Source organism: Pseudoalteromonas sp. Ps84H-4 (assembly GCF_024124645.1).
GTDB lineage: Bacteria > Pseudomonadota > Gammaproteobacteria > Enterobacterales > Alteromonadaceae > Pseudoalteromonas > Pseudoalteromonas lipolytica_C.
In genome coordinates, this window is the sequence record NZ_JAMXSK010000014.1 from 1 (window position 1) to 22,607 (window position 22,607).

The 22,607-nt window shown below is 39.5% G+C and carries 22 protein-coding genes; 7 read left to right on the forward strand and 15 right to left on the reverse strand.

Translation table 11 applies throughout. The features are described 5' to 3' along the window. The 5 genes from NH454_RS12915 to NH454_RS12935 form a co-directional block, all read right to left on the reverse strand. Positions 1 to 331 (reverse strand): transposase (locus tag NH454_RS12915; protein ID WP_253039297.1); only part of this gene is annotated, 331 nt, incomplete at its 3' end. Between the two features lie 511 nt (positions 332 to 842). Continuing rightward, complete coding sequence (locus tag NH454_RS12920) at positions 843 to 1,865, reverse strand: acyltransferase (RefSeq protein ID WP_253039299.1); 1,023 nt, start codon at positions 1,863 to 1,865, stop codon at positions 843 to 845. Between the two features lie 84 nt (positions 1,866 to 1,949). Continuing rightward, the gene (locus NH454_RS12925) at positions 1,950 to 2,618 is read right to left on the reverse strand and encodes an alpha/beta hydrolase (RefSeq protein ID WP_253039301.1); all 669 of its coding nucleotides are present in this window, start codon (positions 2,616 to 2,618) and stop codon (positions 1,950 to 1,952) included. Positions 2,619 to 2,660: 42 nt separating this feature from the next. Continuing rightward, complete coding sequence (locus NH454_RS12930; protein ID WP_253039303.1) at positions 2,661 to 4,016, reverse strand: M23/M56 family metallopeptidase; 1,356 nt, start codon at positions 4,014 to 4,016, stop codon at positions 2,661 to 2,663. Further along, positions 4,016 to 4,393 (reverse strand): BlaI/MecI/CopY family transcriptional regulator, encoded by a 378-nt coding sequence (locus NH454_RS12935; RefSeq protein ID WP_253039304.1) that lies wholly within the window; start codon positions 4,391 to 4,393, stop codon positions 4,016 to 4,018. Before NH454_RS12935 ends, NH454_RS12930 begins: the two co-directional genes overlap by 1 nt. Before the next feature lie 327 nt (positions 4,394 to 4,720). Between NH454_RS12935 and NH454_RS12940 the strand changes: the two genes are divergently transcribed. Then, positions 4,721 to 5,578: an alpha/beta hydrolase-fold protein gene (locus NH454_RS12940; protein ID WP_253039305.1), complete on the forward strand. Its 858-nt coding sequence runs from the start codon at positions 4,721 to 4,723 to the stop codon at positions 5,576 to 5,578. A gap of 180 nt (positions 5,579 to 5,758) precedes the next feature. Next, positions 5,759 to 6,295 carry a tyrosine-type recombinase/integrase gene (locus NH454_RS12945; RefSeq protein WP_253039353.1) on the forward strand — a complete coding sequence of 179 codons (537 nt, stop codon included), beginning with the start codon at positions 5,759 to 5,761 and terminating at the stop codon, positions 6,293 to 6,295. 177 nt (positions 6,296 to 6,472) lie between these two features. Here NH454_RS12945 and NH454_RS12950 read toward each other — a convergent pair whose 3' ends face one another. The 9 genes from NH454_RS12950 to NH454_RS12990 form a co-directional block, all read right to left on the reverse strand. Beyond that, complete coding sequence (locus NH454_RS12950) at positions 6,473 to 7,603, reverse strand: alpha/beta hydrolase-fold protein (RefSeq protein WP_253039306.1); 1,131 nt, start codon at positions 7,601 to 7,603, stop codon at positions 6,473 to 6,475. Between the two features lie 439 nt (positions 7,604 to 8,042). Continuing rightward, complete coding sequence (locus tag NH454_RS12955; RefSeq protein ID WP_253039307.1) at positions 8,043 to 9,980, reverse strand: BRCT domain-containing protein; 1,938 nt, start codon at positions 9,978 to 9,980, stop codon at positions 8,043 to 8,045. A 14-nt stretch (positions 9,981 to 9,994) separates the two neighbouring features. Continuing rightward, positions 9,995 to 11,212 carry an NAD-dependent DNA ligase LigA gene (gene ligA / locus NH454_RS12960; RefSeq protein WP_290442619.1) on the reverse strand — a complete coding sequence of 406 codons (1,218 nt, stop codon included), beginning with the start codon at positions 11,210 to 11,212 and terminating at the stop codon, positions 9,995 to 9,997. Positions 11,213 to 11,294: 82 nt separating this feature from the next. Beyond that, positions 11,295 to 12,020 carry a cell division protein ZipA gene (gene zipA, locus NH454_RS12965; protein WP_135925435.1) on the reverse strand — a complete coding sequence of 242 codons (726 nt, stop codon included), beginning with the start codon at positions 12,018 to 12,020 and terminating at the stop codon, positions 11,295 to 11,297. Between the two features lie 36 nt (positions 12,021 to 12,056). Beyond that, positions 12,057 to 15,455: an AAA family ATPase gene (locus NH454_RS12970; RefSeq protein ID WP_253039308.1), complete on the reverse strand. Its 3,399-nt coding sequence runs from the start codon at positions 15,453 to 15,455 to the stop codon at positions 12,057 to 12,059. Positions 15,456 to 15,515: 60 nt separating this feature from the next. Further along, the gene (locus tag NH454_RS12975; protein ID WP_253039309.1) at positions 15,516 to 16,247 is read right to left on the reverse strand and encodes an RNA methyltransferase; all 732 of its coding nucleotides are present in this window, start codon (positions 16,245 to 16,247) and stop codon (positions 15,516 to 15,518) included. A 380-nt stretch (positions 16,248 to 16,627) separates the two neighbouring features. Next, complete coding sequence (locus NH454_RS12980) at positions 16,628 to 17,074, reverse strand: flavodoxin (RefSeq protein ID WP_130051870.1); 447 nt, start codon at positions 17,072 to 17,074, stop codon at positions 16,628 to 16,630. Further along, the gene (truC, locus tag NH454_RS12985) at positions 17,061 to 17,834 is read right to left on the reverse strand and encodes a tRNA pseudouridine(65) synthase TruC (protein ID WP_138557828.1); all 774 of its coding nucleotides are present in this window, start codon (positions 17,832 to 17,834) and stop codon (positions 17,061 to 17,063) included. The genes NH454_RS12980 and truC overlap by 14 nt, the downstream gene beginning before the upstream one ends. A gap of 1 nt (position 17,835) precedes the next feature. Further along, positions 17,836 to 18,150 carry a YqcC family protein gene (locus tag NH454_RS12990; RefSeq protein ID WP_253039310.1) on the reverse strand — a complete coding sequence of 105 codons (315 nt, stop codon included), beginning with the start codon at positions 18,148 to 18,150 and terminating at the stop codon, positions 17,836 to 17,838. Positions 18,151 to 18,276: 126 nt separating this feature from the next. Here NH454_RS12990 and NH454_RS12995 point away from each other — a divergent pair, with 126 nt between their 5' ends. Next, positions 18,277 to 19,305, forward strand: coding sequence for a DUF3549 family protein (locus NH454_RS12995; protein ID WP_253039311.1), 1,029 nt, complete (start codon positions 18,277 to 18,279; stop codon positions 19,303 to 19,305). Beyond that, positions 19,306 to 19,605, forward strand: coding sequence for a DUF3301 domain-containing protein (locus NH454_RS13000; protein ID WP_253039313.1), 300 nt, complete (start codon positions 19,306 to 19,308; stop codon positions 19,603 to 19,605). It begins immediately after the preceding gene. Between the two features lie 695 nt (positions 19,606 to 20,300). Here the strand turns inward: NH454_RS13000 and NH454_RS13005 are convergent. Then, positions 20,301 to 20,948, reverse strand: a complete 648-nt coding sequence (locus NH454_RS13005; RefSeq protein ID WP_135925458.1) for a GNAT family N-acetyltransferase — start codon at positions 20,946 to 20,948, stop codon at positions 20,301 to 20,303. 147 nt (positions 20,949 to 21,095) lie between these two features. Between NH454_RS13005 and NH454_RS13010 the strand changes: the two genes are divergently transcribed. The 3 genes from NH454_RS13010 to NH454_RS13020 all read left to right on the forward strand — a co-directional run bounded on the left by NH454_RS13010 (position 21,096) and on the right by NH454_RS13020 (position 22,567). Continuing rightward, positions 21,096 to 21,326 carry a DUF2789 domain-containing protein gene (locus NH454_RS13010; protein ID WP_135925461.1) on the forward strand — a complete coding sequence of 77 codons (231 nt, stop codon included), beginning with the start codon at positions 21,096 to 21,098 and terminating at the stop codon, positions 21,324 to 21,326. A 201-nt stretch (positions 21,327 to 21,527) separates the two neighbouring features. Further along, positions 21,528 to 21,794 carry a hypothetical protein gene (locus NH454_RS13015; protein WP_054553723.1) on the forward strand — a complete coding sequence of 89 codons (267 nt, stop codon included), beginning with the start codon at positions 21,528 to 21,530 and terminating at the stop codon, positions 21,792 to 21,794. Next, positions 21,794 to 22,567, forward strand: coding sequence for a Zn-ribbon-containing protein (locus tag NH454_RS13020; RefSeq protein ID WP_253039315.1), 774 nt, complete (start codon positions 21,794 to 21,796; stop codon positions 22,565 to 22,567). Before NH454_RS13015 ends, NH454_RS13020 begins: the two co-directional genes overlap by 1 nt. Positions 22,568 to 22,607: the final 40 nt, after the last annotated feature.

Here is a 22,607-nt window from a genome sequence, read left to right on the forward strand (position 1 = left end):
TAAAATCAGCAATCGTTTTAAAGTCGGGTGCCAACTTACCAAGTAGCCACATCAGTTCAATATTGCGTTGGCATTCGGTTTCTAATCGGCGGGATGATTGAATACGGTTGAGGTAACCATAAAGATACAGTTTTAATAATGTGGCTGGATGATACTTAGGGCGGCCTGTGGACTTTAAAGTTAACCCTTTAAACTCCAATTCAGCTAGATTTAGTTCCTCAATGAAAACATCAATCACTCTGACCGTATTATCTTCACTGACGTAGTCTTCCAACGATTCTGGAAATAACGTTGATTGGTCACGACTTTCACCGCTTATAAACTTTGACATACTGCCTCAACCCTCAACTGAATCAATAGTCTTATTATATAAATATCAGTATATTAAGTGAACTAAATGTATAGATTAATAGATCATAAGCAGAACATACTTAGACCAAAAGGTGATCAGAGTTTTCACACAGTCTGTGCCAATTGCGGACGGTGGTAACTCCATAATCGAGGCTAAAATTTGTATATTAGAAATCAAGTCTAGCTTTATCCGCCCATATGCTTGTTAAAGTATTATACTTCGCACACGTCTTTAGTAGCTCACATTAATGAAACGATCAGGGTTACATGTATACTCATACTCCCCTACATATACTATGCTGATTTTTTGCACTTAATATAGATTCAGTCGGTGCCTCTCATTTTAATAAGACACCACCCGATTCAAGAGAGTTTAAACCGCTAGCAAATATTTCAGCAATTTCTTCGTAAGGAGTCCAACAGAAACCAATTTGACCACTACAAAGTCAACTTAATAAACTTAAAAACATTTTTTCTTAAATGTGTGAATACTAAATGTTGAGCTTCTTTTTATTCGAAAATCTTCTAATTCTATTTGCCATAGGCCTTTCAAAGAAAACGTACGATAGCTGCGCAAAAAACACACTCAAGCTCAGTGATAACAAAAGCTTAAGTTCAGTATACAAATTAAGCTTATTAATCAATCCGATAATAGGCATATGCAATAAATAGAATGAGTAAGACACTTTACCTAAGAAGTCACCAACCTTATTTGCTAAAAGAATATTGTTGCTCGGTACTAAAAAAACAACACAAAAGAATATTGTGCTCATAACAAATAAAACTTCATAACTAAGCCACATTCTTTTCTTGTCACCCTCGTTGACAGGTGAAAAATCAGGATACAATAGAGGGATTAAACACAAAGCTAATATAAACCAGTTGCTCTTCATATAACTCGGCACTTTAAATGATTTGTAATGTAAACCAAATATAACGCCAATAAAAAAATACGGAAACGTTCTTAACGTACTGAATAAGTTGTAATGAACACTTTCAATTTCACCAAATAATCTCGGGAAATCAGCTAAATACCAAGACATCATAAAGACTACGATTAGTAAATATATATACCCTTTTCTATCGCCTGCTAAAAACCAGAAAGCGACAAATATAATATAGAATTGTATTTCTGGTGGAATTGTCCAAAGCACGCTTTCGCCATGCATAAACAAAAGGTAGCCTATTAATGAATTGAGGCCAGTTATGTTGTATAAAATGTCATAATTATTTTGAGTTAATAAGTAAGAGCTAAAAACAATTACAAGGTATAAGGGTAAAATTCGTCCGGCTCTAGCTAATAGGTATCGTTTAATGTTCGCTCTGCTAAATTTTGTGTCTAAATAGAGAAGTGACATTAAAAAACCACTAAGAAGGAAAAATAACATTACGCCATAGGCTCCAGACCCTCCTCCTAGAGAGCCATTTAACCAATGAGTAATATCTGAAAAATGGGTAAAAAAGACAATAAGAGCAGCTAAAGCTCTTAGAGTGTTTAATTTTCTAATTTCCATGAAGTCGATTTAATCCTTAGGTTATTATTTTTTAAAGTTGTTCAAATTGAATTATTAGCTATATTAGCTTGGGCTTATACAGTACTACTGAGGCTTATTACGTTTGAGCCAAGCTTTAACGGGTGCTATCCATTCTTTTCTGGGAATGAAAAAAGCGCCATGTTCTTTACCCGTTGAAATCGAAATTTCTTTATAAGAACTAACCGTATTAACGCTTCTAGCAACTACATCGCCACACGAACCAACAGAATCAGAGGTTTCATACACTGAAAATAAATGACCATAAATAGCTATTTCTGCTTTTTTAGCTAATCCGCTGGTACAAGCCGCTAAGATCACAACGTTGATATCCATGCTTTTTAAATTGGTTGATGCAATTGCAGTAATAAATCCACCGCGGGAAAAGCCAACTAACGATATGTTGCTCGCAGGTACGCCATTTTTTAGTAGTTTAGTTACTTGTTTAGATAGCTGTTGCGCATACTCAAAAGGGGGAGTTTTCGCTGGCCGATGAGTAGCAATTAAATGATAGCTTGAGTCGGCAAGTTCTTTTTTAATGGCTGGAAAATTATATTGGCCCCATCGCTCATGAATAGGAGTAGGATCTGTGCCCTCTACTATGAGTCCGTGAGAATAAAAAACATACTTATCAGATGAATTTATTTTGTCAGGGAGGCTCTTAAATATTTCACCACCATAGTTAAATGAACTAAAAAGAATAGTAAAAATAATAAAAAAGTTTTTTTGAAACATACCATACCTTTATAACGCTATAAGTGTTTGAAATAGAACCCACTACATTGTAGTTTTAGCGCCGAGCACTAAACTAGGATCAACTCTTTGGTTGTCTTTAATTACCTCAAAGTGAAGATGAACGCCTGTTGCTTTACCCGTATCACCAATGACGCCAATAACCTGCCCAGCTTTAACCCAAGAGCCTACTTTGGCATCACTCGATTCTAGGTGTGAATATAACGTTTGGTAGCCATTTTTATGTTGAATTAATACAGTATTCCCATAGTTCGAATGCAAGGTTTTGTTATCTGAAATAACTATAATTCCATCAGCAGCAGACAGCACAGGGCTTCCTCTTTGGGCAACATAATCTATACCCCGGTGAGGCTTATAATTTCTGACCTTATTTATGCTTCGGAATGTTGAGCTTATCGTATGGTTATCTAGTGGGTGCTGCCAAGTTAGCTTTCCCGTCATTACAGGATCGTTTAAAAATGTATGTAGGCTAAAAATAACAAGTATCATTGAAGAGAACTTAAAAGTTAAAGTAAGATGACTTTTATTATTTGGAGAGACAATGTTTGTAAGCCTCGCTTTGTAATCATCAGCGCAAAGCACACCAGAATTAAATTGAGCGACTGGATTGACGTTATCAAATTTAACGCTTTTTTTTAATGATTGCAGCAGTGCATTAGCATAATCATGCTTGTTAATATTAAAGCGACATATTGTCAGCTTGTCACACCTGTGTTCCATAGCTCGAATGAACTGCCACTCCATCTTTTTAACAAATGGGTTTATCCATAAAAGTGTGCTTAAGACCCTCCATAAAAGAATTGTAATATGATCTTTGTTTGTAATATGGGTTAGCTCGTGTTGAACCAAAATGCTTTGCTGCTCTTTTTTTAGCGATGAAAAATATTTAGGTAGCACAACATAAGGTAGTGTTACGCCAATGACAAAAGGGCTATGGTTTAGCGAGGAAATTACAACCTTCACGTTGCTAGTAGACAGCTGAGGTATTGATTCAGAAGATCTTGATAGACTTTTTAGTTTTTTCAAAACAGCCAATAATTTAACTAGTTTTGAGCAGGTAAAACCAAAGTAACCAATAATTAGCGCTGTTGCGATTAAATCCACTTTTTGCAAACTTGCATGGGTGATACTGGCTTGCTTTACTACTTGTGCACTTTCTAAACTTGAATTTATATAATCCAAATCAGGAATAGGTATATTAATAGTGCCAAGAGATAAAGGGATAAAAGGGAAAAAGCTAGATAAAAGCGCAGACCACCAAATACTTGGTGAGCCATTATCGTACTTAGTTATATAAGATGAGCAAGCATAAACAAGCCCAGAAAATATAAGCCAAGGAAAAAGGCTGTTTACTATGAATTGAATGATGAAAGAGTCCACTACTTTTGTTCTTCATCCTTTGAAAGTTGATTTAATAATTCCTCTAATTCATCGACTTCAGCTTTATTTATTAAACGGCTATCAGCGAACATAGTGACTGGTAGTGGTTCATCTAACTCTAAAACATTGGTTGCGAATTCCTGCATGTAGGATGCTAGCGTCGGTATTTTCTCAATTAATGCTTTAAAGGTTTTTTTGTTACCAGAGGAACCAACTTCTAAAATTCCCTTATTGCCCATTCTTTCCAAAGTTTTACGTGTCGATGAATATGACCAACCATACTTTGATTCTAAGTGTTCGTGAATTTCTTTAGCTGTACGTGGCTGTTTTTTCCAAAGTAATTTTAGTATTTCTAACTCTGTTGAATTGGGTTTCATATAAACACTCAAGAAGTGTGACTTGTGTCGCACTTTAACATCCTGTATGTTAAAAAGCAATTTCGTGACACGTGTCACACTTTCATTTTGGAAGCTTATGAAAATTTTTGAGAATGCACATTCTGCGCTTAAGCAGTTTAATAACGTCGTTAAATACCACTGATTTCCATAACTACATTACGGCAACTCGGCTCAAAAGAGGAAACTCATTTTACAAAAAATGAATACGAGATTGGTTATGTAACGCTTGATCATTTTGATTTGTATATCAATACCAAACATCTAAAAGCTAAAAAACTAAACTTATAAAAATCTAGGAGAAATCACATGAAATTGCCTTTTGTAAAATGTTTGGCTTTAATTTTTATGCTCAATATAATTTGCAACAATGTTGCACTTGCTGAAAGCCATAGGTTTGAAATTGCTAACAGTAAAGTAGTTACAATTGAATCCACAGTACTAGGTAAAAAGTACGATTTATTTATCAAAGTACCACGCAGTTATTTCTTGGCAAAAAATAAATCTAAAAAATACCCTGTACTTTACCTAAATGATGGACCTTATACTTTCAAAGTGGCTGCTGGTGTAACTCACATGCGAAACATGGATAAAGTCATTGTTGTTGGTATTTCATTTGCTCATGGAGAAAATGGTCAATTTAGCCGAGTTAGAGACTTAACACCTGTAGTTGATCAGAGCTGGACAAAATACACAACGGGTGGAGCAACTGATTACTTAGCGTTTATCGAAAAAGAAGTCTTTCAGTACATTGAGCGCAATTACCGAGTTAACACTGAACAAAAAATATTGTCTGGGCAGTCATTGGGAGGGTCTTTTGCCGCTTGGGTACTATTAACCAAACCGGAACTGTTTTCTACTTACATCTTAACCAGTCCTTCGCTCTGGTTTAAAAATGATTGGATATTTGAATTAGAAAATAAATATGCCGAGAAAAACAAATCTTTGCAGGCTAATGTGTTTATGGCAACTGGTGCATTGGAGACTTTAGAAAATGGTATGAAAGAGGATATGGTCGCAGGCCATGTAAAGTTTGCTAATCGTTTACGCTCACGTAATTACCAAGGATTAAAACTAGCGGATGAAGTGGTAGAAGGAACCGACCATTACTCAACCTTTCCTGTTGGGCTATCAAAAGGCTTGGTACTATTTTATGAATCACAATAATAATGGCTAGAGCGACCGTCCGCTCTTCGCTCATACCCGAATTTTTTTGTAGCAAGCTAAGCTTAAAACTCCATAAACACCGGAGTACAACTAATGCACCAGTTAACTATATATCAGCCTAAAGAGCCTTAGAATAAAAATAAGCTTGTAGGACAAAAGTTACCTTTAAAATTACAGCAAATATGGGCTATCCGAATACGACTAGAACTTTTTCATAAAATAAGAGATCTAGCACTATTTAACCTAGCCATAGATAGCAAACTAAGAGGGTGTGATTTAGTTTCACTAAAAGTTAATGACATCGCTCATGGTAAAACAATCCAATCAAGGGCAATAGTCGTCCAAAAAAAGACTGGTATGCCTGTTCAATTTGAAATTACTGGAAATACAAGGAAATCAATTGTGGCGCTCATAGAGCAATTTACTCTCAATTCTTATGATTACTTGTTTAAGTCACGAATTCATTCCTCTGAACACCTTTCAACCCGTCAATATGGACGTATAGTTGATTCTTGGGTCACCTCAATTGGATTAGATAAGACTCAATATGGCACTCATTCTATGAGACGTACCAAACCATCACTAATTTACAAAAAAACTAAAAATTTAAGAGCCTGTCAGCTTCTACTTGGCCATAGAAAACTAGAGAGCACTGTCAGGTACTTGGGAATAGAAGTTGATGATGCGTTAGAAGTATCAGAACAGATCGATGCTTAAATTTGAACCTAAGCCAGACTCGAAGTTAGAGTCTGGCACGTATCAATTGTTATCACTCAGCAACGCCTAAATTTAGCGTGAGAATTCGCTCAGAGGGTTAAAGTCACGCCAGCGCTATTTGCTGGCGATAAGATTTGATTGTTAGCTGTATTACTTTACAGGCTACCTGATGACCATCTATTTTTTGCTTAGCTTCAAGTCCGTATTTTGCTCCTTGATCTCAGCGATAAAAATTGAATTATTGGCGACAGCCAGTTCCAGCGCACGCTCAGATGCAATTAACGCATCAGGTAAATTCTTATTCAAACTGTAAGCTGTTGCTAAACTATCCCACAGTATCTCTGAATTAGGAAAAGTCTCAGTACCTTTTTCCAAAATTTCAACGCCCCATGCTGGCTTATCTTCATACGCAGCTTTGAGCCCATAAACATTATACTGATGTGCCGATAAAGGGAATGCATAACCGAACTCTTTAGCTTTATCCTCATAAAATTTTATTAGGTTCGACAGAGGCATGATATCAATCTCAGGTACCGCATTCCAATCAGAAAAAATAGCTTGTAACCCTTTTGCCATTCCTACTACGGGAGTGGTGTCGTGTGTTTCATCGGGGAACCTTGCGTACTTATAATAAAGCCCTGATTTTGATTTTTTTTCCAATGCCAATAACATGCGATCAAAAGCTTCGGGCATTTCGTTCGGCTCACTTGCCATACTTAGAAACCATCGAAAAGTTTTTGCTCCACTGGTTGAGTGCTTCTTTTCAAAGTCTGTAACTATTGTAGCTTCATCCCACCAAAGACTTGAGCTAATGGATATCGCAGCATTAAATTTACTATTACCTTTAACTGCAAGGTAACTGGTATATAGACCAGAAAGTGAGTGGCCTGCGATAACATAATAAGGCGCAACTCTATATTGCTTATTAAGTTGGTTTAATAACTCTTCTTGTAGGAAACGCGTGAGTAAGTCAGCTTTACCGGCTCGACCGACAAATGCTTCAGGCTCAGTATGAGTAAAAAATGCTAATCTATTTTTTAGACTTACACCTACAACAATCATTTCCGGTATTGCTGCATAAGTGCTGTAAAAATGCGCGCTAGCTGCCGCGTGATTGAATTGAGTGGCGCCATCTAATACAACTAGTACAGGGTATGAAAAGTTATCAGAATGTCGATAAGTGTCTGGTAACGATATCTGAACGGTAACGTCTTTTCCTAAGAACTCAGAATTTAGACTCAAGCGGTCATACTGCGCAAGAGCTTGAGTAGAATTTAAAAAAAATAAAACGATTAATATAAATCTCATTGGATACCTTTAAAGTTAACGGCTTATTCAACACCATTTAGATGGTTTATAACACACGAAAACAGCGGTTAATAATGTTATCAGACAAAATTAGGCTCCTACTCAAAGAAGTAGGAATAAATTTAACTTTTTCAGTGTCTGCTTATCGCTCACAGCTGCAACAGAATCAATGCACGACTTATGGTGTGCTCAGCAAATTTATTCAGCTGATGATGTAGAGATAATTTATCAGGGACAATAAATTTACGTTATATGTAACACTTACATGAAACAATACTCAGACCTCATCGCGGCATTAAAATTTAGGCATTACATGTAACATTTACGAATCATTTTGTCCGTGTAAATCACCGCTAGTTAGCGATATCTGATTAAGCCAAACCCTATCGTTATAGACGGCTAGATAGGGTTTGAACTAATAATTATCAGTAAACTAATGTTATCCAATTAGATTAAGGTACTCTTGCTCAGTCAACACTTCTACACCTTTATCACGAGCTGCATTAATCTTGGTTTCTCCAACCTTATCACCTGTTACCAGATAGGTAGTATTTCCGGTGACTGATTTAGCCACTTTGGCTCCAAGCGCTTTTGCTTGCTTTTCCATGTCACCACGAGAACCTTGTTGCATAGAGCCTGTAAATACCACTACTGCTCCTGATATAGGAGAGTCTGAGTTTTTAAGCTCAGATTCTATAGGTGTAATAGCTAAATTAAAGCCTAGGTTATATACTTTGAAAAACTCTTCTCTAACGTTTGCTAGTCCCTCGACAATTGCTTCCGCGCTTAGTTGTGCAAAGCCATCTATTTTAACCATATCTTCGACTGATACTTCAAAAAGTTCAACGATGGAATGATGTTGAAGTAATTTCTCACAGTTTCCTCCTGCTAATCGGCTAACTCCAAATGCAGCAAGAAACCTCCAATCCTCTATTTCAATTTCCTTACTTGCTTGAAGTTGGTCTAATAGATTTTGCGATGTTTTATCTCCAAATCCAAACCCAACAAATTGATGCTTAGGGATCTGATAGATTTCATGGATATGCTTGATACCGTAATTAGTGATCTTCTCAATCACTTTAGGTCCAAAGCCATCGACATTACCTAATGTCTTAAAGAAATGAATCAGAGTATTCTCTGTTTGAGCGGGACAATCTGACTTGTTGGGACAAATCAAATGATCACCTTCCCAAATAAGATGAGCATTACAGCTTGGGCATTCTTCAGGCAACTGAGGTTCAGCTTCTTTAACTACCCCCTCAATCTTAGGAATAACAAGTCCACTTCTTACAAGCTGAACGATTGATCCAGGACCAATTCGTTTTGTTTTAACCATGTTGTAATGATGAACCGTTACTCGGCTTATTGTGGCCCCACTTAACTTGGTAGGAACAAGTTCAGCGACAGGTGAAATACGGCCAGTTCTAGATGTTTGAGGAATAATATTTTTTACCTCAACTTCAGCTGATTCTTCATTTACTTTAAAAGCGATTTGCCAACGGTGGTTCTTTCTTGTCGCTCCCATATATTCTTTCAAATCCGTATGGGTTGTTTCAAGAATCACTCCGTCTATATCAAAATCAACTGCACGCCACATTTCTTCAACTATTGTCTCAAAGTAATCAATGATTTCTGAGAAATGCGCTGTTTTATTTTCTATCAAGGCAAAGGGATAGAATACACATGCACCATCATCAATAGCTTTTTGAACATTTTCATCTACTTTTTTCTCAGCAATAATAGCGGCTTGAATATTTCTAGAATTCTCGAAAATCCCGCTAAGTTGCTTATCAAAATAGCTTTTCTTAATAACTATTTCACCAGGTCCTAAGCCTCGTTTTCCATGTTGCGCTACTTTCAAACCTCTCTCAAAAGCTCTTGTAATATCCTGACCTCTGTAACCATCTCCACGCGTGTACAAAGTTGTTCCATCATCAAAAGCTGCATAGCCATCTAATTTTGGTGTAACCCTCAGAAAAATGTCTTTTTCAGGAACATTAATTTCTTGAGCTGCTTTTAAAATTCTTTTAATCCACTTTTCAATGTCTTCTTTAGAGTATGCTTTTTCTGTTGACAGCATACGTTGTGGCAACTCGACTGTTTTCGCCTCAACAAGAACTTCTGGTTCTACCTGATTCAGGTAAGGATGCAAATGATTAATACTGCGCAGCATAGAAATGAAGAAATCATACTGCTCGTCAGTGATGACTGGTATACCTGCTCTATAAAGTGCATTTGAGGCTTTTAGTAAATGAATTAACTCTTCAGACTCTAATTCAGATTTTTTGAACAAATTAACTAATTCACTAGATTTAATTTCTAAATCTAGTTTTTCTAGAACTTCTAATTGCTCATTCGTAAAATTGATTTCTAACACTCTTCAATCCCCTATTAATGAGCTAAACAAGAACTCTGATTGAGTTCTCTATTTGAAACATTTGAGTTCAGGGTGACACCCACATCACCTGCACGGCGAATAATTACTGTATCGCCAATTTTAACGCCTAAACGGGCAATTTCATCGCCATTATGAAGCGTTGCATTAGATACCGTTACGCCACCAACAAATACCGGCTCTAATCGTGCTACAGGGGTGATTGCGCCTGTGCGCCCTACCTGAAACTCAACATCAAGTAATTGTGTGATTTCTTCTTGTGCAGGAAATTTAAAGGCAATAGCCCAGCGCGGCGCACGTGCCACAAAACCTAAACGCTCTTGCAGCTTTTTGTCGTTTACTTTAATTACCACACCGTCAATTTCGTAAGCCAGCTCACTACGACGTGCTAAAATGTCTTGGTAATAATCAAGTGCAGCTTGCTGTCCTTCAACGAGTTTAGTTTCTGGGCAAAGTGGTAAACCCCAATCTGTCAGTTTAGCAAGCTGTTGGTAATGATCTTCTGGTAACTGACCATCCGCAACAAGCCCTGTACTGTAAGCGTAAAACATCAGCGGGCGTTTTGCTGTTACTTTAGAATCAAGCTGGCGTAAGCTACCTGCAGCAGCATTGCGCGGGTTTACAAATACTTTCTCGCCACGTTTTTCGGCTTCACTGTTAAGCTTGGCAAACCCGGCACTATCCATAAATACTTCACCGCGCACTTCAAGCTCTGCCGGGAAGTCATCGCCGCGTAACTTAAGCGGCACATTACGTATTGTTTTCACGTTTTGGGTGATGTTTTCACCCACCATGCCATCACCACGGGTAGCTGCTTGCACTAACACACCGTCACGGTAAATAATCGATACTGCAAGACCATCAAGCTTTGGCTCACAACAAAAAGTTAACTCACTGCTGTTCATTAAACGTTCTTTAATACGGCGATTAAAGGCAGCAAACTCCTCTTCTGAAAAGGCATTATCAAGTGACAGCATAGGTACTTGGTGAGTGACTTGCTCAAACTTATTAAGTGCAGCACCACCAACTTTTTGTGATGGCGAGTCAGGGCTTTGGAACTCTGGATTAGCTTGCTCAAGAGCGCTTAATTCACGCATTAAACGGTCATATTCAGCATCAGGAATGCTTGGTGCATCCAGCACATAATAATTATGGTTATGCTCTTCTAACTGGGCTCGAAGTTGGCTAATTTGCTCAAAGATAGGGCTGGACATGAAAACCTCAAAAATCTACATAAAAAAGCCACTTAGACGACTTAACGCCAAGTGGCCTAAAACTTATTATCTGTGCGTGCGATCAAGCTGAGAAGCTGCGAACTTTCTCAACATATTCACGTACGCTTTCAACCGTCATCTCTTCACGGTTGCTATCTAAAATAGTCGCACCAAATTCATCAGCTAGCTTTTTAGCTGCACTGTGCAACATATTAAATGCACTTAAACCGTCACCATCACATGGTAAGGTCATAAATAAACTGATACCCGCGGTACTAAACTGTTCCATGTTATCGATATCAAACGTACCTGGGTTATACATATTCACTAAACGAAATAACACCGGACCTGTACCAGCAGGGTCTAAATGGCGGTTAAAGAAGCCCTCTTCAGAATACTTAAAGCCTAACATATTAACGGCTGGCAATAGCTGGCTGCCATTCATAACTGCATCTTCAGGCATCTGCAAATGCACAATAATGAAGTCAGTTGGAGCTTGTGCTTCTTGCTCTTCGTCAGTTTCAGTCTGCTCTGCTTCAGGTGATTCTGAAATCTCATCTGAAACAACGGGTTCATCATTATGTTGCGCGGAAAAGCTTAAATCTCCAAACTCAGGCTCGTCACGTTCTTGCGACTGAACTGGAGCAGGCTCTGATATCTCAGAAGTTGTTTCATTCGGTTCGACCCGTTCTTGCGCTGGCGCATCTGGACTGTCCTTTTTACGCACCGACCATAAGCCGTGAATTAATAAACCACCAATGACAAATACACTGATTACGATTAAAGCCCATCTTAATTCTTCGGCCATCCCCTCACCTTTATTATTTGATATGCCTAACTAAATTTATGCATGTGCCATTTGCACAGCTTGTTCTATATCTACAGCAACCATTCGTGAAACACCCGGTTCAGCCATAGTTACACCGGTCAATCTGCCTGCCATTTCCATGGCAATTTTGTTATGACTGATATAAATAAATTGTACTGATTGTGACATCTCTTCTACCAAACGGCAAAAACGACCCACGTTTGCATCATCCAATGGCGCATCCACTTCATCTAGCATACAGAATGGAGCTGGATTGAGCCTGAATATTGAAAACACTAATGATAATGCGGTCAGCGCTTTTTCTCCACCACTAAGCAGGTGAATTGTCGAATTTTTCTTGCCTGGTGGCCTTGCCATGATGCTTACCCCACTTTCGAGTAGATCATCACTGGTCAATTCAAGGTAGGCACTACCACCGCCAAACACTTTCGGGAATAATTCCCCAAAGTCTGTATTTACTTGTTCAAACGTGGCCTTAAAACGGTTTTTTGTTTCTCGGTCAATTTTTTGAATCGCCCCTTCAAGGGTATTTAACGCTTGTGTTAAATCATCAAGCTGCTGATTTAAATAATCACTACGCTGCTTGGCCTGCTCAAATTCATCAATTGCTGCTAAGTTTACTGCGCCAAGCTCATTTAAAGCTTGGGTGGTTTTAGTCAACATAGCTTGCATACTATTTAAATTGGCACTGTCAGGCAGTTCTTCAAGTACTGTTTTTAAATTTTGTTCAAGTTCTTCAAGTGGCTCTAGAGCAGCTTGTGCTTTAACGATTAAACTTTGCTCATCCAGTGCCAATGCTTGCAACTGCTCTTGTAACGTAACCAACTCAGATTGCGATGATTTCAGCGCTGTTTGCTTATCAGCAAGCTCCTTTTTAGCTTGACTCAAGGCCGCTTGCAAGTTTTTCAGCTCAACGTCACTTTGTTGATGCTTTTCAAGCAATAGCATGATTTGCTCTGCCACCTCTTCAAGCGGGATCACTAACTCTTCTAGTTGCTCATTAAGTTCTAACACAGCCTCACTTGCAGCACTTTGGGCGGCATTGGCGTGTTGCAATTTGGTTTCGCTAAGTTGACACTCACTGCGAGCTTTTTGCTCAGCCAAATTTGCTTGGTGAGCCTGCGTTTTATATTGCTCAAGCTGAGACGCAACTTGGCGATAGTTGTTATTTGCCTCAGTTTGTCGTTGTTTAGCCTGCTCGAGTTCTGTTTCCAGCGTTAATTGCTGTTCTAGCAATTGCTCAAGTAAACTCTGCTGGGCTTGTTGCTGCTCATCGGCATTTTGCTTTTGCTCAGCCAGTAAGGTTTCACGCTGTTGTAACTTAACAAGCTGGTTTTGCCACTGCGTTTGCTGCTCAAGCAACATATCGCGTCGAGTGCTAGCCGATGCAATCTGCTGAGCCGCTTGGTGAATTCGCTCTCTGTGTTGCTCTTTGTCAACGATGAGCGTTTTCTTATGTGCTAGATGCTCGTTTAGCAATTGCTGCTTGGTTTCTAATTGCTCGTTGAGCTCTTCATCTAACTGCTGTGCATCGCTAAGCTGAGCATGCTTTAAAAGCAAAGAATTGTCGGCGTCTTTATTGGCATCGGTATGAAAGTTACGGCCATGCATACAGCCTTCTTCATCAATCACTGCCAGCCAATATGGATCCGCCAAAATAGCGTCATCAAAACAAGGTTGAAATGCAAACCGTGCTAATAAATCAGGGTAAGCACCCGATTCGATATAATTAGCTAATGACTCTTTTGGTAACTCATCATCAGATGCAGGCCAAACACTGTTAGCCTCTTTATGTTGACTGACCTTTAGATGCTCAAGGCCAAGTAGGGCTTGTTCAACTAACGGCTCAAAGCCTGGTGTCACTTTTAGCTGCGCTAATAAAGAGACACTTCCGCTATCAGCTTGCTCTGATAACAAGGAATTAAGCGCTGCAATACTGGCTTTGTTTTCATTACTATGCTGTTGAACCCGTCTAAAATCTTGCTCTAAATGCTGTTGCTCTTTATCAGCTTGTTCTAGATTCTGAGTGAGCTTATTAAGCGCACTTTGCTGCTGAGCAAGCTCTTTAGTCAGTGTTTGAATATGCTGTTGTTGCTCAGCAATTTGCGCTGCAACAGGAGTTGCTTCAAGCTCACTAATTTCAGCGGCAAGTTGTGCCTGCTGAGATTCAAGTTGCGCAAGAGTCTGTGCAAAGTGAGCCTGTTGACTCTTTGCAACGGTAATATCACTGGCATGAGTTTGATTTTTTTGTAAGGTGCTTTGGTATTGCTCATCAGCACTTTGTTTATACTGATGTTGTTCAGCAACTTGTTGCTCTACCTCTGCAACTTGCTCAGCGCACAGTAAACTTTGCTCAATCGCTTCTTGTAGCAGCTCTTGTAACATTACAGCCGATGCATGTTGCTCTTCTTGCAGCTCTTTGTTTTGTAACTGCAGTTGTTGCTGTTTGATAAGGTTTTGACTAAGTGTTTGTTGTTGCTGCTTTAGGCTAATCTGTTGCTGCTCTTTGCGCGTTAACTCAGTGTGTGTTTGATGCTGAGCCTGCTGAGCGTCTTGCAATTTTTGCTGCTCTAGTTGCACCTGATTTTCAAGACTTGCTAACACATCATCATGGCCGGAATGCGCTTCTTTAAAGAACTGGATTTGCTCTTTAAGTTTATTGATTTGCTCGGCTTTATCGATTTGTTGTTGGTGTAGCTTCTGCCACTTTAAGACCGCAATTTGTCCTTTTAAGGTGCGCTCAGTGGCTTTTAACTCTCGATACTTTTTTGCATCGACTGATTGCACTGCAAGCTTATCGAGCTGTGTTTGTAACTCTTGCCTTACATCGAGCAAACGTTCAAGGTTTTCGCGGGTACTTTTAATGCGGGTTTGTGTCTCACGACGACGCTCTTTGTATTTTGAAACGCCAGCTGCTTCTTCTAAAAAAACTCGTAAATCAGCTGGTTTGCTCTCAATTAAACGCGAGATCATACCCTGCTCTATAATCGCATAGCTGCGCGGGCCAAGACCTGTGCCTAAAAAGATATCGGTAATATCACGCTTACGGCATTTACTACCATTTAAAAAATAAATTGACTGACCATCTCGGGTCACTAAGCGCTTAATCGCCACTTGGTTTCGGTCAGCAAAAGTATTCGGAAGATGGCCACTGGTATTATCAAACACCAGCTCAACAGAGGCTTGCGAAATAGGTTTTCGATTAGTAGAGCCATTAAAAATAACATCGGTCATGGCATCGCCACGTAAGTTTTTAGCTGAGCTTTCACCTAGCACCCAACGCACTGCATCGATGACATTTGATTTGCCACAGCCGTTCGGGCCGACAACACACGTCATCTGATCAGGAAATGGGATCTTAGTGGGTTCAACAAACGATTTGAAACCCGCTAATTTTATGGTGCTTAAGCGCATCTAATTGTTTTACCGATTTTTATTGTTATTCTTCAATTTAACCCATTTTAGGGTAAAAGGTTAAGCGTGGCGCTTAAAATTATCTAAAATAATACCCGTTGCCATCGCTACATTAAGCGATTCTGCTTGGCCATAAGCCGGAATGGTTATTTTATCAGTAACTAAGCTTTCGCAATAAGCACGTATACCATGAGATTCACTGCCCATAAGTAATACGGCATCTTGCTTAAGAGCAGTTTTGTGAATGTTCTCACCTTCTAAAAATGCACCATACACAGGAAGATTTAAGCTAGCTAAGTAACTGGTTAAGTCGGTTTGTGAGACACTCACGCGAGCAAATGAGCCCATGGTTGCGCTGATGGTTTTCGGGTTATAAGCATCCGCACTGTCTGTGCTGGTAACAATATGCTTAATGCCATACCAGTCAGCAACACGAATAATCGTGCCCAAATTACCCGGATCCGACACACCATCAAGGGCTAAAATAAGCCCTGATGTTGGTAATGCTTGCTGGCTTGGCATATCAACAACAGCAATGGCTGCGTTGTTACTAATAAGCGTACTGGCTTTAGTTAGGCTTTCTTCGTCTGCTTCAATGACTTGATGGGCTGCAAGCGCTGTTTGATGCGCAGAAATAAATGCAGGAGTCGCAAAAATATGAGCAATACTTAAACCACTGTTTAGTAATTCAAGTACATTTTTTTCGCCTTGAACAAGGTACTGGTTATATTGTTTTCGGTACTTCTTTTGACCTAATGCACGAATTAGTTTCAGTTGGTTTTTTGAAATCATAACAGCCTCATAAAATGATTCTGTATTTTATACCCAAACCACCTCAAGATGCGAGTTTCAGTTGGAATTAAAAGCGATTTAGGCAAGGCATTGATTGCAAGTAATAGTGGTTCTATTGTTAAAATCAATAACGCAGTATAAATCGCTTTTAAACCAACCCTTTGGGCGTTTCACAGGCACTTACTCTCATCGTTGTTACTTCTTAAAAGGGAATGCCATTCTTGCAAAGTAACGCCTTGATATTAAGCACCTGTGAAACGCTGAATTCTGCATCTTGAGGTGGCTTGGGTATAATAGATTCTGTACTCGAAAAACCAAGGGGAAAGTGCCAATTGCTTATTCAATCAGCACTTTTAAGAGACACTAGCTAATAAGAGTTATTAACTAATTTTCGTCAGCCATTCATTTAACCATGGCTCAGTAACAGGCCAAGGCTCAAAATCTTCGCAAGCATCAATTTCTAAACGATGACCAACAGGTTTTGCCTGTAAATCGCGAAATAGCTCATCAAAGCTGCGACCTGCACCACAAAACGTATCGCCATAACTGCGGTCGCCCATAGCAATAATGCCGTATTGCTTGCCTGTTAACATAGGGAATTGATCGTTTAATTGGCTATATAAAGCGACTAAGTTATCAGGAATATCACCCTGACCCGTCGTTGATGTGATCACCAAAATATGTGATGCAGCCAGCATGTCATCGACCGTGCCATTTTCAACTAATTGCGCTTGATGCTCTGACTTTTCAATAACTTCAATAACCTGTTCGCTTAAACGCTCAGCACCGCCGTAGACACTGCCGACAAAAATACTAATGGTTGCCATAATAATCCTTTTCTTCTGTTGGCCAGCCAAGTTGCTGGCAAATCGTTAACATTGCATCGCCTAATGGCGCTCTAATTGTTATTGGTTGCTTGCTATAAGGGTGCACAAACTTTAATTCAGAGGCAAATAACATTAAACGACGAAGCTGAAAATGCTCTCTAAAAAATTGATTATGCTGATTATCACCATGATTTACATCACCAATAATAGGCAATGATAAATGTTTTAAATGACGACGAATTTGATGCTTGCGACCAGTTTTTGGAAAACACTCCACCAGCGAGTAACGAACTGTTGGGTATTTACCAATTGGAATAGGTAGGCTTGCTTGGTGCAGGCAATGAAATTGCGTTTGTGCTTCTTGTGGTGCTTTATCTTGATCAGCAAACTTATCAGCAATTTTATCAAGCTCTTCTTTTAAAGGTTTATCTAAGAAGATTGATTCGTTTAAAAAGCCTCTTACTAAAGCCAAGTAACGTTTTTCAATTTGCCCATCAATAAATATCTGGTTCATGTCACGGGCTGCTTCTGAACTTAACGCAAACAGTAATACGCCTGAGGTTGGTCTATCTAAACGATGTACAGGAAACACGTGTTGACCAATTTGGTCACGCAGCATCTGCATCGCAAATTGGGTTTCGTGTTTATCTAAAAACGAACGGTGAACCAATAAACCAGATGGTTTATCAATCGCAACGTAATTTTCATCGCGGTACAGAATCGTTAACTCGTCAAATTGTGGCTTAACAATCTCTTGCATGTTAGTTATCACTTAAAAGTTGATCGAGTTTTTGTAAAACGGTAATCACATCATTTCCGCCACTGTGTTGTGCCAGCATCATTTCAGCCATAGGCGCAATTGCAAAATTACGGGGTAAAGGCTGGGCATATGCAATGAGGGCGTGCATTTTTTCAAGAAAAACAAATTGCAGCCATTGCTCAAATGCCATGGTGTCATGACAAAACGGCACACTAGAATTGAGCGCACTTGGGTCAATAGCTGTTGTTTGCCATAGTGAATGGCGTTGTAATGTGGATTCTAATTCGCGCAGCAGCGCCAAAGTCTGTTGATGCATTGTAAAACTCTTAATACCTTTTTACTTAGGGAAGGTAAACAGACCCTAGTATACCCTGTTCCAAGGCGCCATGGTATGGCGTATAATTCGCGGCTGATATAGATTAATAACGGTAATTGAGATTTTATGACTGAGCAGATCGCCACACTAGGGCAACTTCTGGATGCAGCAGGTACCACTTGGCGTGCCTTCGATATTGGCAGACACATCACGAAATTAGACAAAAAACAATTTCTTGCCATTGAAGAAACAAAAATCCCTTACCCATACCCGCTTGCTGGTCATGCTTGGCTTGCTATTCAATTTTGGGATGTAAAAGCGTCTAAAGAACCTTATGTATGGTTTTTAAAATTCCCACTTGATGAGCAAAGCCGTCTTGTAAGCGCAAGCCGCGACCATTTCGCTAATATGGTTATTGAAGCACTTGGTACAGAAATTACCGGCGAAAATGCCGAGGGCAAACTTGATAACAACCCGTATGTATTTACGCCAAACGCTAACAAGCTAGCAGCATTTAATGCGCAGATTAAATGTTTACTTAAGCAAAGTGCTTCACAGTATTACGAATATGCTCAGCTGTATTTTTCAGGCAAACTGGGGTTTGATAATTGGCAAAGTGTTGCAGTACAAGGTATTGCTGACTTTGCGATGCGTTTAGATAACGACACCAATTTAGCAAATCTACAAGCCGCTTGGGGGCAATTACCAGTCGAAGTATTACAGCCGCTGAGTGCAATGCTTGAACATGTGGCAATCGAACCCGTGTTTGCAGAGCAATTGTTAGCCTATGGTTTAAATGCGATAGAGCATAAAGACGACATCGCCCTTGTTGCAGCCCTTAGAAGCCTATCAAAAACACCAGCACAAGGTTTAACTGCGCAACTGGTTGATGCTGTATTACGCTCTGATATGAACACTCAGTCAGATGTACTATTAACGATTGCGGGGCGCTGTTTTAGCACCCTTGAAGACCCAGAACGCTTACATGTGTTTATGGATTGCTGTGCGCACCATACTGAGATTGAACAACTGTTTGTGAGTATTTTCACCGATTTAGTTGCAATTCCTAGTATTCGCCCTCACCTACTAGGTTTATTAAGAAAAGAAAATCGTAGCGAAACACTCGCTCGCGCAATTGGAAGGTTATTCTCGTAAATGGCAGGCTTGTGGACACTCATCATCATTGGCAGCATCATCTACTTTTTTTGGTTAAACAGAAAAGTAGCCGAAGCAGCTAACCTTCATGCACAAAGACAAATTGAGCAATTGAATGTGCAATTGATAAGTGTTGCTTGCAATAAACGCAGAGTGGGTATTTTAAAAAGCGGTAAACCTGGTATTAAAAGCGAGTTTATTTTTGAGTTTTCAAGTGATGGACAAAGCGTGTATCAAGGCGTTTTGATCATGGAAAATGAATTACTTAAAAGCGTAGTAATACCGCCGCACAAAATTTAAGATGCGAGTTGCGAGTTGCGAGTTGCGAGTTGCGAGTTGCGAGTTGCGAGTTTTACAAAGTAATTGTTGGTGCGAGAAGTACAACCCCCAGAAAGAACTAAGGCGTAGCTATTAGCCACGCCCCAATCTTGCTACTTCCATGATTAAGTATCCGTACTTATGCCGAAGCTGCCTTTTTATCTATCCCCTGAACGGGTATACATCCGATACACCCACCATGCTACATCTTGTAACATTTAACACATCCTAGTGCCGTCCTCTTGCCATCAATGGCTATCCACTTCGTTTTCCAAACGCTCCTTTAGCTTCCTGCTAAATCATCCTTTGGTCAGTCCTTTTCAATCGCTCCGCGATCGTACTGCATCCTGGCAGTGTCCTTGTTCTTCCTTGCTTCCCTAGCACTTGTCCCTTTGCTTCCTGCTAAGCATCTTGCTTTGTTGCCATAATCCTAATCCTTGGCATCAGTTCAATCATTGAACCTGTGTCTTCTTGACATGATTAAGTTTAGAGAAAAGAGGAAATCTTGATAGGCATAAAAATGAATTTTTTCTTAGTCACAAAAATGCAAAAAATAATAAATCGTTTAAAATCATTAGAATAAGCTTTTTTGGGTACAGATTTAAAGGCATTAAACTGACAAAGCGCACAGCAATGTGAGACTTATCTCACATTGCTATTTCCAAAACGTCCTTTCGTCAATTTACTGCTTTAAACATTAAGTCTCCTTCGACTTGGTTAAAGCTTAGGGCTTTGAATACCTCAAACCCTTCAGAACTAAAGAATTCGCGCTGCTCAGGGCGAGTAACAAATACTGCTAAACCACTTGTTTGACTGCTTGACTCAACTAAATCATCAAGACCTCGTAGCAGATATCTGCCGAAACCTTGCCCCTGAAAATGTGGATCAACGGCAATGAAGGCTAAAAACAAATAATGGCCCTTGCTCGAAAGCGCTTCACGGATAGTTCGCTCTTTTTCTATAAGCTGATTAGTCTGCAAATAACCCGCACTGAGCATTAATTTTAAGCGCCAATGCCAATATCGTTCAGCTTGTAGTTCACTTGCTGAATCAAATACACAGGCAATCGCTTTTAATCTACTTTGCGAGTAAAGGCCTATTAATGGCTGTTTTTCTTGCCAGAAACTTGCTAGCTCTTCACGTACCAAAGCACGTAATTTAGTTTCATATTTACTTGGGTTATCTTGTTGAAAACCTAGTACATTCTGAAGAACAGGGTCGTCATGATAGGCTTGATAAATAAGGCTTGCGGCAGTGCTGATGTCTTCAGCACTAAGGTATTGCACACTTAAGGTTTCGGGTTCAGCAACTGTCAAAATACTCATCCTTTTATTTGTTTTATTATTTTCGTACTAGACTATAAGGTATATACCTAACAGCGATTAAAGACAAATTCAGCGTAAGTTAAACTGCGGTTCATCATTATTAAGTTCAAGCAGTAATAAATATCGCCATACACAAGGAGCAGAACTATGGATACGACAAAACATGACATTTCGACCTTATTTGCACAACTTGGTTTACCAAGCAAAGAAAGTGAAATAGATGCTTTCATAGCATCGCATCAACTGTCAGATACCACCCTCTTACAGGATGCTCCATTCTGGGATGAATCTCAGCAGCATTTTTTAGCTGAATCGCTAGCTGAAGATGGGGCTTGGAGTGAGGTGATTGATGAATTAGACGCGCGACTGCGTCAATAAAAACATGAATGCTTATTTGTGGCCTAAATTGCATCTGCTTTTCGGCCACAAATAAGGAAAGTAATTTCACAACACCTCTATTATTGCTACCATACGCGCGCATCGCAGCCATACACTGTGATGTTTTTTATGCTTGCTCGTTTATTTCATTATGTAATTTTACGAGTTGGTATTAGTCTTTATTAAAGAGTTTATACAAAAATGAATGCCGTTGTATTTGATGCAATTAAAACCCTTCTTGACGAAGGTAAAACCCCAACAGTTGCCTTAACCAAAAGTAAGCTAACACAACCTATGCCGATGCCTGTGATCATCGCCGCGGTTAGCCAATATAAAAACAATCCGGATTCAATTAATAACTTCATCAATAACCCGTCAAATGAACAACTGAGTACACCAAAAGAAAGTCAATTGGACCGTATTGAAGCTAAATTAGACAGGTTATTAGCACTGCTTGAGAAAAAATAATGTTTGTTGTCGATCTGACTTTTGATTGCTACCAAGATACTACCCTAGAGCTTGCTGAGCAGGCAATAAACCGCCTAGTTAATGCACTTCGTTTTAACGGCCAAATCATTGGTGATGAATTTCCAACGGTTTTAAAAGATGGATTTTTCATTACACGTGTGATGTGCCCGACCGAAGATGCGATGCATCCGCTCAATCATAGTCCGTTTGTAAAGCACAGTATTGAGCAATTACACACCGCGGGCTTACTTGCACCAAAAGTTAAAGTGATCGGCCAAGATATTCACTCAAATGGCGCTGACATGTGTCATGATCCGTCGTGCTATATTTTATACACTACGTATGTGCATACCTGTAGCCCGCTCTATTGTGGTGATGACTTTTTACCTGTGCCGTTATTTCGTATTCCGGCCATTGCCAATGGCGATTATAAAACACTAATAAAATGGCAGGAAGACTGGCAAGCGTGCGATCAAATTCAGATCAATGGTGCAACCCGTTGTGAATTTCCTGCGCTTGAAGAGCTAACTAGCATCAATAGTGACTTATATCGCCGTGGTCGCGATATCACTAAGCGTATTAGTTTTCTAACCAAGAAGCCGGTTTATTACTATTTATACCGTGTTGGTGGCGTTGATAAAGAGTCAGAGCTTAAACGTCGCTGCCCAAGTTGCGATGGCGAGTGGAAATTACCTGAGCCATGGTTTGGCTTATTTGATTTTCGTTGTGAGCCTTGTGGGATTGTTTCGAATATCTCGTGGGACTTTCAATAACCAAATATAGGCAATAACCAGATACACGAAAGGGGCAATC

Excerpts from the sequence above, each read along its gene's own strand:
- NH454_RS12950 (WP_253039306.1), bottom strand. The coding sequence starts at position 7,603 with ATGAGATTTATATTAATCGTTTTATTTTTTTTAAATTCTACTCAAGCT.
- zipA (WP_135925435.1), bottom strand. The coding sequence starts at position 12,020 with ATGGCCGAAGAATTAAGATGGGCTTTAATCGTAATCAGTGTATTTGTC.
- NH454_RS12990 (WP_253039310.1), bottom strand. The coding sequence starts at position 18,150 with ATGCATCAACAGACTTTGGCGCTGCTGCGCGAATTAGAATCCACATTA.
- ligA (WP_290442619.1), bottom strand. The coding sequence starts at position 11,212 with ATGTCCAGCCCTATCTTTGAGCAAATTAGCCAACTTCGAGCCCAGTTA.
- NH454_RS13010 (WP_135925461.1), top strand. The coding sequence starts at position 21,096 with ATGGATACGACAAAACATGACATTTCGACCTTATTTGCACAACTTGGT.
- NH454_RS12940 (WP_253039305.1), top strand. The coding sequence starts at position 4,721 with ATGAAATTGCCTTTTGTAAAATGTTTGGCTTTAATTTTTATGCTCAAT.
- truC (WP_138557828.1), bottom strand. The coding sequence starts at position 17,834 with ATGCAAGAGATTGTTAAGCCACAATTTGACGAGTTAACGATTCTGTAC.
- NH454_RS12970 (WP_253039308.1), bottom strand. The coding sequence starts at position 15,455 with ATGCGCTTAAGCACCATAAAATTAGCGGGTTTCAAATCGTTTGTTGAA.
- NH454_RS12925 (WP_253039301.1), bottom strand. The coding sequence starts at position 2,618 with ATGTTTCAAAAAAACTTTTTTATTATTTTTACTATTCTTTTTAGTTCA.
- NH454_RS12975 (WP_253039309.1), bottom strand. The coding sequence starts at position 16,247 with ATGATTTCAAAAAACCAACTGAAACTAATTCGTGCATTAGGTCAAAAG.
- NH454_RS13005 (WP_135925458.1), bottom strand. The coding sequence starts at position 20,948 with ATGAGTATTTTGACAGTTGCTGAACCCGAAACCTTAAGTGTGCAATAC.
- NH454_RS13020 (WP_253039315.1), top strand. The coding sequence starts at position 21,794 with ATGTTTGTTGTCGATCTGACTTTTGATTGCTACCAAGATACTACCCTA.
- NH454_RS12920 (WP_253039299.1), bottom strand. The coding sequence starts at position 1,865 with ATGGAAATTAGAAAATTAAACACTCTAAGAGCTTTAGCTGCTCTTATT.
- NH454_RS13000 (WP_253039313.1), top strand. The coding sequence starts at position 19,306 with ATGGCAGGCTTGTGGACACTCATCATCATTGGCAGCATCATCTACTTT.
- NH454_RS13015 (WP_054553723.1), top strand. The coding sequence starts at position 21,528 with ATGAATGCCGTTGTATTTGATGCAATTAAAACCCTTCTTGACGAAGGT.
- NH454_RS12935 (WP_253039304.1), bottom strand. The coding sequence starts at position 4,393 with ATGAAACCCAATTCAACAGAGTTAGAAATACTAAAATTACTTTGGAAA.
- NH454_RS12980 (WP_130051870.1), bottom strand. The coding sequence starts at position 17,074 with ATGGCAACCATTAGTATTTTTGTCGGCAGTGTCTACGGCGGTGCTGAG.
- NH454_RS12995 (WP_253039311.1), top strand. The coding sequence starts at position 18,277 with ATGACTGAGCAGATCGCCACACTAGGGCAACTTCTGGATGCAGCAGGT.